Origin of the sequence: Flavobacterium sp. 270 (genome assembly GCF_004368785.1) — a bacterium.
GTDB lineage: Bacteria > Bacteroidota > Bacteroidia > Flavobacteriales > Flavobacteriaceae > Flavobacterium.
This window is the reverse complement of record NZ_SODM01000001.1, coordinates 1,062,067-1,079,278: the sequence shown is the minus strand read 5'-3', so window position 1 is coordinate 1,079,278 and position 17,212 is coordinate 1,062,067. Positions and strand designations below refer to the sequence as shown.

The window sequence follows — 17,212 nt, the reverse complement described above, 5'->3', positions numbered from 1 at the left end:
AAAAGGGACAAAGAATTACTCCTACGAGAAAATCTTTGTCCCTTTGAACCTCAGAGCCTTTGAACCTTATTTAAACAAATTATCCATTCCAGGAATCATTGGCATATCCATTTTTGCAACAGCGTCAAGTTCTCTTTCGTTTACGTTTGTAGCTTTTTCAATAGCTTTATTTAGAGTTACAATTAAGTAATCTTCTAGTTGTTCTTTATCTTCTAATAGAGAATCATCAATAGAAATAGAAGTCACTTTTCTGTTAGCAGTTAGTGTTACTTTTAATAATCCATCAGCGCTTTGTTCATCAATCAAAACAGTATCTAAACGCTTTTTTGTATCTTCAATTTTTTGTTGGGTTTCTTTAAGTTTACCCATCATTCCCATTAAATCCATTTTTTGTTGATTTTTAAATTATTTCATACAAAATTACTATATTGCTATAGTATAACAATAGAATATTTTAAGAAAATATTAATTCTGTTCTGTTGTGTTTGTACTATTTTTGCTTCTTCGTATTTAAAAAACTAATGCTCATTCAATGCAAAACGATATAATGGCTCCAAAGGCCAATGTGATTTCAAAAAAATTAAAAAAACATAAAGAAACCCGAATTGATAATTATTTCTGGCTTAATGACCGCGAAAACAAAGACGTAATCGACTACTTAAATCAGGAAAATGCTTATTACGAAAGTATGACAGCGCATACAAAAGACCTTCAGGGAAAATTGTATGAAGAAATGAAAAGCAGAATTAAAGAAGATGATTCATCTGTTCCGTATTTCTATAATGGATATTTTTATATTACCCGTTTTGAAACCGGAAAAGACTACCCAATATTTTCAAGAAAAAAAGAAAGCCTAACTGTAGCGGAAGAAATTTTATTTGACTGTAATGAAATGGCAAAAGGACACGCTTATTTTAAACTTGGAGGTTTAAGTATAAGTCCAGATAATAAATTTGCCAGTTTTGGACTAGATATTGTCGGCAGAAGAATTTATACCATTCAGATTAAAAACTTAGAAACGGGAGAAATTCTGGAAGATAAAATCGAAAATGTAACTGGAGGATCTGTTTGGGCAAATGATAATAATACTATTTTTTACGTTAGACAAGATGAGGTTACGCTAAGAGCAGACAAGGTTTTTAGGCATAAATTAAACTCAAACACAGAAGATGATGTTTTGGTTTTTAATGAAACAGACGATACTTTTAATGTTTCGATAAGCAAAGAAAAATCAAGAAAATATATTGTAATTGGCTCAGGAAGTACACTTACAACCGAGTATAGAATTCTGGATTCTAATACTCCCGACGGAGAGTTTGAAGTGTTTCAGCCTCGCGTCCGCGGTTTAGAATATAGTATTTCCCATTATGAGGACTCTTTTTACATTTTGACGAATAAAGACAAGGCGACGAATTTTAAATTGATGAAAACGCCTGAAAACAAGACAGCAAAGAAATTTTGGGTAGATGTAATTCCGCATCGCGAAGATGTTTTATTAGAAGATATTGAGATTTTCAAGAATTACTTAGTTGTAGAGGAGCGTTCAAATGGATTAAATCATATTCGTATCATGCCTTGGAATGAGGAATCGGATTATTATCTGCCTTTTGGAAGCGAAACTTACAATGCTTACACCACAACCAATATCGATTTTGATACCGATGTTTTGCGTTACAGCTATCAATCGCTGGCAACGCCATCTTCTGTTATTGATTTTAATATGAAAACTAAAACCAAAGAAATCTTAAAAGAACATGAGGTTTTAGGAGGCAATTTTAATAAAGAAAATTATATCGAAGAGCGTATTTGGGCAACTGCCAGAGACGGAGTAAAAGTTCCGATCTCGATGATTTACCGCAAAGGACTTCAGAAAAACGGTAAAAACCCATTATTACTGTATGCTTACGGCTCTTATGGAATTACTATGGATGCATATTTCTCTTCAACGCGACTTTCTTTGTTAGATCGTGGTTTTGTGTATGCAATTGCCCATATTAGAGGAGGTGAGGACTTAGGAAGACAATGGTACGAAGATGGAAAACTGTTAAAAAAGAAAAATACCTTTACAGATTTCATTGATTGCTCTAAATTTGTAATTAACGAAAAATTTACATCTCCTGAACATTTATATGCAGAAGGAGGATCAGCCGGAGGATTATTGATGGGAGTTATCGTAAATGAAGCCCCTGAATTATACAATGGAGTCATTGCTCAGGTGCCTTTTGTAGACGTAATTACCACGATGCTGGATGACAGTATTCCGCTTACAACTGGAGAATATGACGAATGGGGAAACCCAAACAATAAAAAATATTATGATTATATGTTGTCGTATTCACCTTACGATAATGTAAAAGCTCAAAAATATCCAAATATGTACGTATCTACAGGATTGCACGATTCTCAGGTACAATATTGGGAGCCAGCCAAATGGGTAGCCAAGTTGAGGGATTTAAAAACAAATAATAACCTTTTGTTTTTGGATACTAACATGGATGCCGGACATGGCGGAGCTTCTGGACGTTTTGAGGCTTTAAAAGACTTAGCAAAAGAATTTAGTTTTTTATTAGATTTAGAAAAAATTGAAAGCTAATTAAAAAATTTTTGTTAAATTTGCAACCTATCAGGGTTATTTAAAAATACCTTGATTAACTATTTTTTTATGAAAGAAGAAATAAACGCTTACAATAATGTTTTAGAGTTAATAGGTAACACCCCACTTATTAAGCTAAATAAAATCACCGAAGAGTTAGAAGGAAATTTCTACGCAAAGGTAGAAGCTTTTAATCCGGGTCATTCCTCAAAAGATAGAATCGCATTATATATTATTGAAGAAGCAGAGAAAAAAGGAATTCTTTCTCCAGGAGATACCATAATAGAAACGACATCTGGTAATACAGGATTTAGTTTAGCAATGGTAAGTATAATAAAAGGTTACAACTGTATTTTGGCAGTAAGTTCAAAATCATCCAAAGACAAGATTGACATGTTGAGAAGTTTAGGAGCAAAAGTTTATGTTTGTCCGGCTCACGTATCAGCAGATGATGAAAGATCTTATTATAATGTAGCAAAACGTTTACACGAAGAAACAAAAGGTTCAGTCTACATTAATCAATATTTTAACCAACTGAATATTGATGCTCATTACAACTCTACAGGTCCTGAAATTTGGGAACAGACAAAAGGAAAAATTACCCACCTTATTGCTTGCAGCGGAACCGGAGGAACTATCTCAGGAACAGCAAAATTCTTAAAAGAACAAAATCCAAATATTAGAATTCTAGGTGTTGATGCTTTTGGATCTGTATTGAAAAAATACCACGAAACAAAAGAGTTTGATAACAAAGAAATTTATCCATACCGTATAGAAGGTTTAGGTAAAAACTTGATTCCGGCAGCTACAGATTTTGATATTATTGATAAATTCATGAAAGTAACCGACGAAGAAAGTGCCCACTCTGCAAGAGAAATCACTCGCAAAGAAGGTTTATTTGTGGGTTACACATCAGGAGCAGTAATGCAGGCGATTAAACAATATGCAGAAGAAGGTGAGTTTACAAAAGACAGCAATATTATTGCTATTTTTCCAGATCACGGTTCACGCTACATGAGCAAAGTATTTAGTGATGACTGGATGAACGAACAAGGATTCTTTGATAGTATCAATGAAGAAGAAGTTCAAAAAATTGAATTTGTAAAGTAATTAAAAACTACTTTTTGAGATATAAACTCCATTCTAAGTGATGGAGTTTTTTTTTTGAGGCTATATTATAGATATCTATATTGATGTTTGAGTGTTGATGTTTTAAATTATTGTGAGAATAATGCATTTACATGTAGGAATGTTTTGGTACTGTTGAATTAAAATTATAGTTTTAACAAAATATCTAAATAAAACTACACCCCTAGAATCTATGGCTAAATTATTACTCACTTTATTGTTGGTAAGTTTTTTAAATGCAAATGCACAAAATCCTGTTCAGGAATTTAATTTCGATGGAAATACGAGCAGTAAGGATAATACAATTTCTTTTTTAGGAACTGCTAGTTTTGTAAATGACAGAATGGGGACTCCTAAAGGAGCTGTTCGGCTTACAAACAAAGCTTTACAAGCTGTAGTGGGTGATCTTCCGCAAGCTAATAAGCCCAGAACAATATCGGTTTGGGTTAAATTTAATACTGTTACTTCTCCACATTATATTTTAGGTTATGGTACGCCATTAAGTGCTCAATATTTTGGATTATCACAGCAAGCTGTATCCAATGGCGAGGCTGATTTAAGTTTGACTGGTTGGGAAACAGCAAATAATATTGTAGCTTCAGTACCACTTGCTAAAGAAGTTTGGTACCAATACTGCATTACTTATGATGGTAATACTTCAAAAATATATCGTAATGGTCAATTATTAGCATTTGTAGATGGAATTCCGCGCTTAACAAAAGGCTATATTTTGAGTTTGGGAAAAATGAATGCAACAGTTGGTATCAATGCTGATATTGACGATCTTAAAATATATATCGTGGCCATGACAGATGAACAGGTTATGGAGTCTTATAAAAGCTCAAAACCTTCTGGAGCTGCGCCTGAGACCGTTCCAGCTTCTAGTTCGGCAAAGAAAACTGCTGTTGTTGCAGCAAAAGCTGTAGCTCCTGTAAAAACAGCGTTGCCAGCAGATAAATATACCGGACCTAAAAAAGTTGAGGTCTTTTCGCAAGGAAAACAGATAATGGGAAGCAATGCCTCAAATATCGGTGATTTGCCAGAAGGAACTTATTTATTGAAGATAACCAATACTTCAAAATAGATGATATAGAATTTATAGAAAATCTAATTTATTATTTTATAGATTTTTTTTAATTGACAAAGCTGTTTGGATAAATTTCAAACAGCTTTTTTTTGTTTTCATTACTTTTTTAAATGTTAATATTCTTTTTGTAATTATAAATACCGTATTTATACGTAAGAATGTATGGTTTTAATTATAGTAAGTTTGATCAGTTTTGGTTATTTTGACGATTATTTAGGTTAGTTATCGGAAAAATTTCTTCCCAAAAACATAATAATTTAGTTTAGCTATGTTAAAATCACGGAATGTTTTTAATATCCTAAAGTCTACTATTATGAAAAAATCACTACTCACATTAATGTTTGTAAGTTATTTGAATGTTAATGCGCAAACACCGATTCAGGAATTTAATTTCAATGGTACATTAAATAATATTAGTAATACAACTTCTTTCATGGGAACGGATAATTTCGTGACGGATAGATCTGGAGTTGTAAAAAGTGCACAGCGTCTTACTAATAAGGCAATGGAAGCTGTTATAGATGATCTTCCACAAGGCAACAGTGCCAGAACAGTTAGTATCTGGGTGAGATTTAACGATATTTCGTCGGCAAATTATGTTTGGGGTTACGGAACTGCTTACAATGCACAATACTGCGGTTTACTACAACAGGCAACAACATCTTCCAATTCAGATTTGAGTTTGGCGGGCTGGGGCGCATCAAATGATGTTATCGTTTCTACCCGTCTTGAAAAATATACCTGGTACAATTATACGATAACATTTGACGGAACAGTTTCTAAAATATACCGTGATGGTAAATTATTGAAATTTGTAAACGGTATAACCCGTTCTACTAAAGGTAATATTTTTAGATTGGGAGAAATCAACACTACAGTTGGTATAAATGCAGATATAGACGATTTAAAGATTTATAATGTTACTTTGACAGATGAACAAGTGGAAGAACTTTACGATAGTTCTAAAGCTATTATTGTGACTTCGGCAGATTCATCACCAGCTGCAAAAAATACTACAGCGGGTAAAATCAAATCCTTAGCAAAAACTACAACTTCGAGTAGTATTATTGCAACAAAGGATGTAAATGAAAATAAAAATGTTGAGGTTTATTCGCAAGGGCAAAAAATCATCGGAAGTAATGGTTTAACTATCAGTGATCTTCCAGAGGGAACTTATTTGTTGAAAATAACAAATGCACCTTCAAAAAAAATAACTTCAAAATAAGAGTTAAACTTTGGTAATAATAGTTAGTTAGTTTTTATGTTGTTTAGTAAGCATTATTTTTTTGGAATTAAAAAGCCTTCGGAACTGGAACTTCTGAAGGCTTTTGTTTTGTTAAGAGATTTCTACTTATTTTTTTAATTAATTATTAAAATCTAAATTGATTACAATCATTTTTAAAACCAGTTGCACATATACCGTTCATATTTTCAGATTCAAAAATAAAAGGTTGCTCTATTCGAAAATCTTTCTTTATTTGCTCTATTATACCAGATAAAACATTTCGATTATGTTCGGCACATTCTTTTCCCAATAAAAGTTTATTAGGTTGGTTTGATTCTTCATTGAATCCTGCCCATATTAGTTCTGAAAAAACATTTATTTTCAACCATAATGATAAGGAAATACTGCTTGTTGGATAATCATCAGCTGCCAATAAAAAAGTAGCACCATCTTTAATGACATGCTTTTCCTTTCCTTCAAGACATAAATCAAAATAATAATTAGCTAAAGTAGATTCTATGCTGTTATCAATGACTTGAAGGTTATCTAACCATGAATCAAAGTCTTCTGTATCTGCTACCCATGTTGCATAATCGTTTGTTTTTACACGCTTCATATCAGACATTAATAATTTGGATGGTCTTCCTGAGATGGTCAACATTTTTTTCAACAAATTAACAACTGCAAAAGATGTCAGATCTTCTTTTTCTTTTATAACAATTCTTCCGGTCCAATCACCAATAATTCTACCATTAGGATTTATTTTTTTGATGTTTCGTTCTACGTCTTCAGATATTCTGAATATAATCATAATTTTTTCGGGACTTTAAGTGAGGTAGTGCCATCTATACAATGTACTACAATTTCTTCAATTGTATTTATGTTTTGATTAATTTGGGAATTAGACTGCAATTTACTCTAACTTTTTATTATATCAGATTTAGTTGCATCAATTACTTCGATATGAACAGAGATATTTTTATGTTGTCAATAAATTGTTTGCTCATTCTCAATTGCCGTCTTATAAGAATCATTTACTCTTGCAATAAATTTATTTGCGGTACATGATTTAATTTGTACTCCCTGACCAGTTTTTTGAAATATACCATCTACAGCAGGAGATTTTTCAATATTAGCTAAAATTACTTTATCATTTTTAAAAGTACCTGCTTTATCAGCTACTCGTATTTCTTTTACAAGGGTTTGTGCTTCATTTATTGAGGTAATTTTCTTGCCCGTTCTTTGTTCGTATTCATATAACCACTTGGATATAATACCCTTTCGCAAGCGTGAAAATGAAAAAGTTAAATTTGCCTTTTAGAAAATGTTCTATAATCTATAATTGAGTATTTGCCTTTAAACAAATCGTAGTAATACTTTAGTAAAATTTCATTTAATGAATATAAACTATAATAGATAGTTCCTTTATCCTTATCGTTAAAATCATCTGAATATAGAAAACGATTATTATAATTTTCTAAACAATAGGCTTCAAATTCTTTTTCATCAATTGAAAGAAATGGTTTTAAATAGACTTGATTAATTTCAATGTGCTCATCTGAGTTTTTTAAATAAAATTTAGGAGTTACATCTAAATAAGGAAAGCTATCTATAAGATTTAGAGAAATTATGCAATGTTCATTTTCATAAAATAAATAATAATCAAGGGATTCGTTTTCTGTTTTACTCAAATCTACATTTAATCTTAATTTGAAAGTATTAATGGATTCGTAAAGATATTTTTCGATATCAGTCTGAAATGTTTTATAATCTAATAAATTCATACTTTAAAATTTAATAATTAAGCCGGTTTCTGCAGAACATATCCTTTGGAAATAGAAATAACCGAAAATAGGAGTATTTTTGATTATTTCTCCTTTTCCAATACTAGTAAAATAGTTTTTACATCATGTATAAATTCTCCATTTGCATGCCCTAACACCTTGCCTTTGTTTGGAAAAAGCCTTTCATATCAATTTTAAAAAACATATTTAAAAATTTACTATAGCATTAACATCTTTATCCCTTAAAGTACTTCTTTTTTAGTTTTTACTTATTGACTTAAAACAACTAATAACACAAAAAAGTAATTTAAAGTCTGTCAATAAAAAAGACTTCTGAGTTTGAACTTAGAAAGCTTTTTTTGCTTTAGATTTTAGCTGATAACGCTAATACTAAAAAAACATATTGCTGATGCAATTACTGCGACTTTAATATATTTTGATGTTTTAATAGTATTTTAGTTTGTTTGTGAGATCGCAAATGTAAAATTTTATTTGTTGATTGAGTTGTAATTTTTAAAAGCTAAAGAGCAACTGCCATCTTAAATATAATGATCTATTTTTTCTTTTAATCGATTGGCTAAATAAGTATTTCCTTCTTTTAAAGCTTCATAAATGAGCAAAGATTCTTTATGATATTCTACTATCTTGTCTGTAGTCCAATAATACGGCGGTGCATATAAATTGCATATTCTATCGGCCATTTTAACCGCCCAGACTTCTTTAGGCTGTTGTTTAATTTTTGATAAACTTTGTTCCATTTGTACCGATTTATCCTTGATGTTGCTGTCCTTTGATAAAGCATTAATTCCATTTGCAATTTCTTCTCCAAATAGTTCTTTAACTTTTTCAAATGAAAAATCAGTATCTTCTATTGTATCGTGTAACATGGCGCAAGTGATAGCGAATTCAGCATTTAAACTTTGATCGTAGTTTAAAGCGTTTATAATTTCAAAAACAACGCTCCCAATATGATTAATATATTCAATTTGTAAACCCTCTTCGTCTCCACCGTATTTTTGACCTTGATGCAATTTAGAAACTAAGTACCAGGTTTTTTGTAAATTATCTATTGACCAATTATTCATATTTTATAGAATGTTAGTTTTAAACTTTATTAGTTGACTAAACGTCTCTTATTATTTATTTCCAATATTGAGATTCTGGAGGAAACAATTCTAAAAATGTATTTTGATTTTCAATAAACAAACCTTTCCATCCTTCAATCAGTCTATTTTCTATTGCCTGATCAAAGAAGTGGGTATAAAGTTCTCTATTGTCAAAATCAAGGTATAAACTAGGAAGATAATGATAAGTTTTATTTAGATTAAACTGCTCACTTTTATATGCATTACTTATTTCTTCAAATTCAAGTTTTAAAAATTCGATTTGTTTCAAGTAATTATTGCTTAAAATATCGCTTTCCCAATCATCTAAAAGCCACCAGGAATTCTCTCCAAAATAAACAGAACATTTATTATCGAATTTAATGATTGTAAATATACCGCCCTGAAATCTATTAAAATAAGAACTCATTTATTTTACTGTCTAGCTGATAACACTAAGAACTAGAAAAAGTAGAACTAATGCGATTACGGCAATTTTGGTATATTTTGAATTCATGGTATTTTTAATTTGTTTAATAATGAGATTTAACAAATATAAATTTTTATTTAAATCTGAATCACTAAAAACAGACCAAAAACAAAAAAGCCCTGAAAAAAATCAGAGCTTTTGTATATGATAAAAGAGAGAAATTATGCTTCTTCCTGCATAGTATGATAAACGTTCATAACGTCATCATCTTCCTCGATTTTTTCGATTAATTTCTCAACGTCAGCGATTTGAGCTTCTGTAAGTTCTTTGGTAATTTGCGGAATACGCTCAAAGCCAGAAGATAAAATTTCAAGACCTCTGTTTTCTAATTCTTTTTGCAAAGCACCAAAACTTCCAAAAGGAGCGTAGATTAAGATTCCGTCCTCGTCTTCAAAAACCTCTTCAGCACCAAAATCAATAAGTTCTAATTCTAATTCTTCCGGATCAAGATTTCCTTTTGCAATTCTAAAGTTACAAGTATGGTCAAACATAAACTCAACAGAACCCTGAGTTCCCATTGTACCGTTACATTTATTAAAATAACTTCTAATATTCGCTACCGTTCTGTTATTATTATCAGAAGCAGTTTCAATTAAAATTGCAATTCCGTGAGGCGCGTAACCTTCAAACAAAATTTCTTTATAGTTAGCCGTATCTTTATTACTTGCATTTTTTATCGCACGCTCCACATTGTCCTTAGGCATGTTGGCCGCTTTAGCATTCTGTATAACAGCTCTTAATCTAGAATTGGCATCTGGGTTTGGTCCGCCTTCTTTAACAGCCATAACGATATCTTTACCAATTCTGGTAAAAGTTTTGGCCATTGCTGACCAACGTTTCATTTTTCTTCCTTTTCTAAATTCGAACGCTCTTCCCATTTCTAATTTTTAGTTTTGTGATGCAAAAATACGGTTATTCCTTATTTTTCCAAAATCAAAAGTATTCTTTTTTTTATAAGTGAATGTATTAAATTTCAATAGAAAAATTCCAAATTTCAATTGTCAGCATTTTTTTTCATATAAAGACTATAGAATTTCGAAAACAATTTTAATGTTCTAAGAAATGCTAAATGTTAGTTTCTTACGGAGTTCCCTCGTTCCTAGGTATGGCAAACTCATCAAACTTGAAACCTGAAACTTGAAACAAAAATAAACCTGAAACAAAAAACAAAACTATTTAGCTCCATTAAACTCATTAATCACATTTACAGCCTCATTCAGGTACGGATTCGTCTTCAGGTTATCCATTTGATATTGATTGATTGTTTTGTCATTTGGATAAGCGCCTAGTAATAATTGATTTACACTCGAATTATAAACATCAAGCGGATTGTTTTCATCATTAAAAGTATTTATTTCCTTCCAAAGAGAATTGACAATTTTCTTTTGCTCAAAAACATCTTCTAAAGTCATCGGAATTTCTGCCTTTGGAGTATTTACAAGCTGATCAATCTTTACATTTATCTTTTTAATATTATTAAAGAAATAATTATCAGCCAGTCTTGCAGTACTATTTTGAGCCAGTTTGTCAATAAGATTTCGTTTTACATACGTTTTGTATTTTAAAATAGGTTCAATACTATCGTTTTTAATAGCAGTCGGAAAATCACTTTCTTTCTGATAAATATCTTCATAAAATTCAGGAAGAACAACATCTGGAGTAACTCCAACATATTGATGGCTTTTGCCTGTAACTCGGTAGAATTTATTAATCGTAATTTTCAAATAATCAGTACTTTTATCTTCATCAAGCGGTAAAATAGTCTGCATCGTAGCTTTTCCGAGCGTAGTACTTCCTAATAATAAAGCACGGTTATAATCCTGTAAAATTGAAGAGAAAAATTCGCTCGCCGAAGCCGTGTTACTATTAACAAGAATAACAATTGGCCCTTTATAAATAAGTCCCTTAAAAGGATCATTAATCACAGATTTTCCTTGTTTATTATCAACCACAATCGAAATTGGCCCATAATCAATAAACATACCGGCTAATTTTATAGCTTCTTCCATAGAACCGCCGCCGTTATCAATCAAATCAATAACCAAACCTTTCATATTATCTCTTTCCAGTTTTATTATCTCGCGGGCAACATCATCAGCGCAGCCTTTTCTGCTATTTCCATCTAAATCAGCGTAGAAACTCGGAATTTTGATATATCCAATTTTACTGTCTTTCCCGATCATAAAACTAAAAACCGAATTTTCTTCGTCTTTCATGACTTGTTTTTCAATAAAAACATCAAAGCTTTTACCAGTACTTCTCTTCAGCGTAAGCGTAATATGTTTATTTGCTTCGGATAAAATCATATCAGAAATTGATTCCATCGAAGCACACGAAACTTTTAATGTTTCTTTTTGATTAGAAATCGAAATAATCTGATCGCCTTTTTTGATTTGTCCCGTTTGATAAGCCGGGCCATTCGGATCTATTTCGGCAATTATAATTTCGTTTTTCTCATTCAGATTAACCGTCATTCCCAAAGAAAAATGTTCTTTAGAAAGTGAAGCCACAAAACTGGTTTTAGAATCATCGCTGAAATAAGCAGTATGCGGATCGAAATAAGTACAGAAAAAATTATATAACTTCTCTTCCTGTTTATCGGCACTTTCTAAAAGCGTGCTGATACGACAGATTTCATTAGACAGAATAAGTTTTTTTGTAGCCGCTTCTATCGACGTAAAATTAGTTTTAAGCGAATCTAGATTTTCGCTGGAATCAGCCATTTCATCCAAAACCTGATAACGCAGTTTTTTAGTCCATACTTTTTCTAAATCCTCTTTTTTCAGATAAAAAGGAAATGATTTTTTATAAAACCGAATCGTATCTTTTTTGCTATAATCAAAAGCTTGTAATTGTAACTTTTCCAAAACACTTTTAGTTCTGGTAAGTCCATTTATATATTTAGCTTTAATGTCGGTGAGAAAACTACAATCGTTTGCAAGAATCAGATCGTCTAATTTTAAGCGGTATTTAGCTTTCATTTCGTCATATTCGCTCTTAAAGAAAATATTTCTCGACGGATCCAATTCATTCATTAAATTATCAAAAACAAAAACCGACAAACTATCGTTGACAGGTTTTGGTCTAATATGTTCGGTCTGGACAAGTGCATTTATTTTGTTTAGTATTTCGCATGTCGCAGCGCTATTTTGACCCAATAGGGCGCTTGTAGTTAATAGAAACACTAATAGTATTTTTTTCATAAGTCAAAGTCATCGTTTACACTAAAATTACGGTAATTTTTTGATAAATGACAGTAATTACTTCAAAATATCGACGAGAGAATTAATAAAAACTACGAACAGCACAAATTATTTTTTTGCCACAGATTATACGGATTTAAAGGATTAAATTTTGCCACGAATTGCACGAATTATATTTATTGTATATTTTAAATATACTTTTAATGTATTTACCAGATTAGAATCCTTTTAATCCGTGGCAAATAATTAGTGAAGATTCGTGAAATTCGTGGCAAAAAAACAAAAAAAAATGCGTTACAATTTTCATCGCAACGCATTTCAATATATTTTAGAATTTTTTATTTCTTATAAAAAGGCAATTTTACCACTTTTGCAAGAACATCATTTTTTCTAATTCTGATAAAAATATCACTGTCAATAGTACTATTTGGTACAGTAACATAACCAAGACCAATCCCTTTATTCATAGAAGGCGACATAGTACCAGAAGTTACAACACCAATTACAGCACCAGAACCATCAACAATTTCGTAATCATGTCTTGGCACCGCACGTTCCTGCATTTCAAAAGCAACCAATTTTTTAGAAACACCTTCTTCTTTTTGCTTTTTCAGATTCTCAGAATTCGTAAAATCTTTATTAAATTTCGTAATCCATCCCAAACCAGCTTCAAGCGGAGAAGTAGTATCATTAATATCATTTCCATAAAGGCAGAAACCCATTTCAAGACGTAAAGTATCGCGCGCCGCAAGACCAATAGGTTTAATTCCGAAAGGTGCACCAGCCTCAAAAACTTTATTCCAGATTTGCTCTACTTCACTGTTTTTACAGTAAATTTCAAAACCGCCAGAACCAGTATAACCAGTAGCAGAGATAATTACATTATCAATTCCGGCAAAATCACCAACCTCAAAATGGTAATACGGAATCGCTGCTAAATCTTTTGAAGACAAAGACTGCATTGCTTCAACCGCTTTTGGTCCCTGAATTGCCAGCAAAGAATAATCATCAGAAATATTTTTCATTTCAACACCCAAATCATTGTGCGACGAAATCCAGTTCCAGTCTTTCTCTATATTAGAAGCATTTACAACCAGTAAATATTGTTCCTCTTTCATTTTATACACAATCAAATCATCAACAATACCGCCGTCATTATTAGGAAGACAAGAATATTGCGCTCTTCCAATAGTCAAAGTCGAAGCATCATTAGACGTTACTTTCTGAATCAAAGCCAAAGCATTTGGACCCGTAAGTAAAAATTCGCCCATATGCGAAACGTCAAAAACGCCCACACTATTACGAACCGTTTCATGTTCAGCATTAACACCCTCGTAAGTAATTGGCATATTGTAACCCGCAAAAGGCAGCATTTTTGCTCCCAAACCTTCATGTATGTGCGTAAGCGCAGTATTTTTCATTGTGTTGTTATATAAAATTGAATCGCAAATTTATTTAAAAAATATCAAATTATGATAGGTTAAATTATAAATTTCGCAATGATTAGGAGCTATTTCCTGTTATCCGCTATATCTTTTTGTTTTTAAAGAAAAAATAAAAAGGATGCCGCTACTACCAGGGCTAGGGCAGTAGGTTTCAAAAGAAACTATTTCGTCTTTATTTTTTATGTAATTTTAATAGATAATTACAACCCAATGAAAAGTCCTTATTTAATTACAAAAGAAGAAATTCTTAAATTCTACAAACCAATAAATCCTCAGGCACACAAAGGAACACAAGGTCATGCCGTAATTATTGCCGGAAGTTATGGTAAAATAGGAGCGGCCGTTTTAGCCTCAAAATCCTGTATCAAATCCGGATGCGGACTCGTAACGGCTTTTGTACCAAAATGTGGTTATCAGATTCTGCAAATCAGCATACCAGAAGTTATGGTAATTACAGACGAAAATGCAAATTCCATCACCAATATTAATATTCCTTTACAACCGCAGGCCATCGGAATTGGCCCGGGAATAGGGAAGGAGCTTGCGACACAAAAAGCATTATTCGAATTTCTGCGAATCAATAAATCTCCTTTAGTTCTCGATGCGGATGCTTTAAATATTATTTCAGAAAATATTTCCTGGTTAGAATTAGTTCCAGAAGACACCATTTTAACACCTCATCCAAAAGAATTAGAACGCTTGATTGGCAGTTGGACTTCAGAATCGGATAAGTTTAAAAAGACAATTGCTTTTTCTGAAAAATACAAAGTCATTGTTGTCATGAAAGGCGCTCCTACATTTGTAATCAACAGAAATTCTGTATATGAAAATACAACGGGAAACGCCGCGCTCGCAACCGCCGGAAGCGGCGACACCTTAACCGGAATCCTCACAAGTCTTTTAGCTCAAGGTTACGAACCCAAATATGCCGTTAAAATTGGTGTTTTCCTTCACGGATTAACTGCTGATATTGCTTTACCAAAATTTGGTTACGAATCTTTTACGGCTTCTACTATTATTAAGTATTTAGGAAAAGCTTTTTTGGAATTAGAGAATTAGAAAATGTGGCAATTTGATAATTAGATAATTTTTTATACAGTATGTCACTCTGAGCGATCCCGAGGCTTCGGGAGAAGAGCCACAAGTAGCTCTACAAAGAAAATCGTCAACGAAATTAAACTTTGAGGAATAACTTTGCGATCCTTCGACTCCGCTCAGGAGGACAAAAAAAAGAGAATAAAATCTATTTAAATCAGCTCAAATCTTTTAAAATCTGCGTGAAACAAAATTTTACGTTTAAACAATTAATCTAAAATCTACACTCTACATTCTAAAATCAAAAATCGTAAGTTTGTAATATGGAAAACAACTTCGATCTTAGAACGGTAAACGTTACCCGATATATTACGCCTTTGCGTGAAGGAGGTTCACTGCCAGCTTTGGCAGAAGCTGATGACGATTTTAAATACGTCTTAAAATTTAAAGGAGCCGGACACGGCGTAAAAGCTTTAATTGCCGAATTAGTAGGCGGACAAATTGCAAAAGCCTTAAAACTACAATTGCCAGAATTAGTTTTCGCAAACCTCGACGAAGCCTTTGGAAGAACCGAAGCTGACGAAGAAATTCAGGATTTACTGCAAGGAAGTCAAGGTTTAAATTTGGCGCTTCATTTTTTATCTGGCGCGATTACTTTTGATCCCGTTGTAACAACTGTAGATGCTAAATTGGCGTCGCAGATTGTCTGGCTTGACGCTTACATTACCAATGTCGACAGAACTTTTAAAAACACCAATATGCTGATCTGGCATAAAGAACTTTGGCTTATAGATCACGGTGCGTGTTTGTATTTTCATCATTCCTGGAACAATTGGGAACAACATGCCAAAAGTCCGTTTGCGTTGATAAAAGATCATGTTTTGTTGCCTCAGGCTTCACTTTTAAAAGAAGTTGATGCCGAATATAGAGCGATTTTAACTCCAGAAATTTTAGAAGAAATTGTAAATACAATTCCCCTCGAATGGTTACAATGGGAAGACACAGACGAAACTCCGGAAGCATTGCGAAATGTATATTTACAGTTTTTGCAGACCAGATTAAACAATTCCGAAATCTTTGTAAATCAGGCTCAAAATGCAAGATAGTCACTTATATGAGTATGCCGTGATTCGTGTAGTACCAAGAGTAGAACGCGAAGAATTCCTAAATATTGGAATCATTTTGTTTTGCAAAAAAGCTAAATTTATAAAAGTACTTTTTCATCTTAATAAAACAAAAATTGAAGCACTTTCTGATGATTTTGATATCGAACAATTAGAATGCAATTTAACTTCATTGGAAAAAATCACTAACGGTGCCAAAGACGGCGGACCAATTGCGGAATTTGAAATTCCGGAACGTTTTAGATGGCTTACGGCGATTAGAAGTTCTGCGATTCAAACTTCAAGACCGCATCCCGGTTTGTGTGAAGATCTGGAGAAAACGATTCAGAGATTGTTTACTGAACTTGTTCTTTAAAAGAAACAAAAAAAAGTTGCCACAAAGTCGCAAAGACACAAAGAAAATAAAATAAAACTTTGTGTCTTTGCGACTTTGTGGCATAAAAAACTTTATGGTTAAACCCTAAATCTTTTTCTCCATAAAAATAAACTCCAAAGGTTTATCAGCAATTGTAACATGAATATCGCTCTGCGAAAAAGCTTCTCTTTCGCCAGTATCAACATAACCATGGCGTTTATACCAGGCAATCAATTCTTCACGAACCGAAATTACCGTCATAACGATCGAAGATAATCCCAAAGATTTTGCAAAAACTTCAGCTTCTGCCAGCATCTTTTTTCCGATTCCGCTGTTTTGCAATTCTGGAGAAACTGTGAGCATTCCTAAATACAATTGATGTTCTTTTTGAACCAATAAAACCGAACCGATAATTTTATCGTTTTCTGTAAATTTCAGAATTGTATTTTTTGGATTGTTTAGTATTTCTTTTAATTCGGTTTCATTTGTTCTTTTTCCTTCCAATAAGTTTGCTTCGGTTGTCCAGCCTTGTTTAGAAGATTCTCCTCTGTAAGCAGAATTTATCAATATGTTTAATGCAGGAATGTCTTCGAGTAATGCTTTTGTAATCATGTTTTTTGATATAAAATATAAAATGAAA

17 protein-coding genes are annotated in these 17,212 nt (G+C 32.3%); 7 read left to right on the top strand and 10 right to left on the bottom strand.

Features of this window, described 5'->3' with window-relative positions; translation table 11 throughout:
* Window positions 1-66: 66 nt before the first annotated feature.
* Complete coding sequence (locus EV144_RS04645) at window positions 67-387, bottom strand: YbaB/EbfC family nucleoid-associated protein (RefSeq protein WP_026982166.1); 321 nt, start codon at window positions 385-387, stop codon at window positions 67-69.
* Window positions 388-532: 145 nt separating this feature from the next.
* Here EV144_RS04645 and EV144_RS04640 point away from each other — a divergent pair, with 145 nt between their 5' ends.
* The 4 genes from EV144_RS04640 to EV144_RS04625 all read left to right on the top strand — a co-directional run bounded on the left by EV144_RS04640 (window position 533) and on the right by EV144_RS04625 (window position 6,033).
* On the top strand, window positions 533-2,593 hold the full coding sequence (locus tag EV144_RS04640; protein ID WP_134146573.1) for a S9 family peptidase: 2,061 nt from the start codon (window positions 533-535) through the stop codon (window positions 2,591-2,593).
* 69 nt (window positions 2,594-2,662) lie between these two features.
* Window positions 2,663-3,703 carry a PLP-dependent cysteine synthase family protein gene (locus EV144_RS04635; RefSeq protein ID WP_134146571.1) on the top strand — a complete coding sequence of 347 codons (1,041 nt, stop codon included), beginning with the start codon at window positions 2,663-2,665 and terminating at the stop codon, window positions 3,701-3,703.
* Between the two features lie 211 nt (window positions 3,704-3,914).
* Entirely contained in the window at window positions 3,915-4,805 is an 891-nt protein-coding gene (locus EV144_RS04630; protein WP_134146569.1) for a LamG-like jellyroll fold domain-containing protein, read from the top strand.
* A 316-nt stretch (window positions 4,806-5,121) separates the two neighbouring features.
* Window positions 5,122-6,033: a LamG-like jellyroll fold domain-containing protein gene (locus tag EV144_RS04625; protein ID WP_134146567.1), complete on the top strand. Its 912-nt coding sequence runs from the start codon at window positions 5,122-5,124 to the stop codon at window positions 6,031-6,033.
* Window positions 6,034-6,178: 145 nt separating this feature from the next.
* On the opposite strand, the gene EV144_RS04620 is transcribed toward EV144_RS04625, so the two are convergent.
* The 8 genes from EV144_RS04620 to gcvT all read right to left on the bottom strand — a co-directional run bounded on the left by EV144_RS04620 (window position 6,179) and on the right by gcvT (window position 14,034).
* The gene (locus EV144_RS04620; protein ID WP_134146565.1) at window positions 6,179-6,844 is read right to left on the bottom strand and encodes a hypothetical protein; all 666 of its coding nucleotides are present in this window, start codon (window positions 6,842-6,844) and stop codon (window positions 6,179-6,181) included.
* Between the two features lie 176 nt (window positions 6,845-7,020).
* Window positions 7,021-7,320, bottom strand: a complete 300-nt coding sequence (locus tag EV144_RS04615; protein WP_134146563.1) for a hypothetical protein — start codon at window positions 7,318-7,320, stop codon at window positions 7,021-7,023.
* Window positions 7,321-7,337: 17 nt separating this feature from the next.
* Window positions 7,338-7,817, bottom strand: a complete 480-nt coding sequence (locus EV144_RS04610) for a hypothetical protein (protein ID WP_134146561.1) — start codon at window positions 7,815-7,817, stop codon at window positions 7,338-7,340.
* Between the two features lie 539 nt (window positions 7,818-8,356).
* Window positions 8,357-8,902, bottom strand: coding sequence for an HD domain-containing protein (locus tag EV144_RS04605; RefSeq protein ID WP_134146559.1), 546 nt, complete (start codon window positions 8,900-8,902; stop codon window positions 8,357-8,359).
* Window positions 8,903-8,957: 55 nt separating this feature from the next.
* Window positions 8,958-9,350: a hypothetical protein gene (locus tag EV144_RS04600; protein ID WP_134146557.1), complete on the bottom strand. Its 393-nt coding sequence runs from the start codon at window positions 9,348-9,350 to the stop codon at window positions 8,958-8,960.
* Window positions 9,351-9,571: 221 nt separating this feature from the next.
* Window positions 9,572-10,288, bottom strand: coding sequence for a YebC/PmpR family DNA-binding transcriptional regulator (locus EV144_RS04595; RefSeq protein WP_134146555.1), 717 nt, complete (start codon window positions 10,286-10,288; stop codon window positions 9,572-9,574).
* 294 nt (window positions 10,289-10,582) lie between these two features.
* Window positions 10,583-12,613, bottom strand: coding sequence for a S41 family peptidase (locus tag EV144_RS04590; protein WP_134146553.1), 2,031 nt, complete (start codon window positions 12,611-12,613; stop codon window positions 10,583-10,585).
* 338 nt (window positions 12,614-12,951) lie between these two features.
* Entirely contained in the window at window positions 12,952-14,034 is a 1,083-nt protein-coding gene (gene gcvT, locus EV144_RS04585) for a glycine cleavage system aminomethyltransferase GcvT (protein WP_134146552.1), read from the bottom strand.
* A gap of 234 nt (window positions 14,035-14,268) precedes the next feature.
* Between gcvT and EV144_RS04580 the strand changes: the two genes are divergently transcribed.
* From EV144_RS04580 to EV144_RS04570, 3 genes are all read left to right on the top strand, one after another.
* Window positions 14,269-15,117, top strand: coding sequence for an NAD(P)H-hydrate dehydratase (locus tag EV144_RS04580; RefSeq protein WP_134146550.1), 849 nt, complete (start codon window positions 14,269-14,271; stop codon window positions 15,115-15,117).
* Window positions 15,118-15,416: 299 nt separating this feature from the next.
* Window positions 15,417-16,199, top strand: a complete 783-nt coding sequence (locus tag EV144_RS04575; protein WP_134146548.1) for a HipA family kinase — start codon at window positions 15,417-15,419, stop codon at window positions 16,197-16,199.
* On the top strand, window positions 16,189-16,572 hold the full coding sequence (locus EV144_RS04570) for a DUF3037 domain-containing protein (protein ID WP_134146545.1): 384 nt from the start codon (window positions 16,189-16,191) through the stop codon (window positions 16,570-16,572). Before EV144_RS04575 ends, EV144_RS04570 begins: the two co-directional genes overlap by 11 nt.
* Before the next feature lie 105 nt (window positions 16,573-16,677).
* On the opposite strand, the gene EV144_RS04565 is transcribed toward EV144_RS04570, so the two are convergent.
* Window positions 16,678-17,184, bottom strand: coding sequence for a GNAT family N-acetyltransferase (locus EV144_RS04565; RefSeq protein WP_134146543.1), 507 nt, complete (start codon window positions 17,182-17,184; stop codon window positions 16,678-16,680).
* Between the last annotated feature and the right edge of the window lie 28 nt (window positions 17,185-17,212).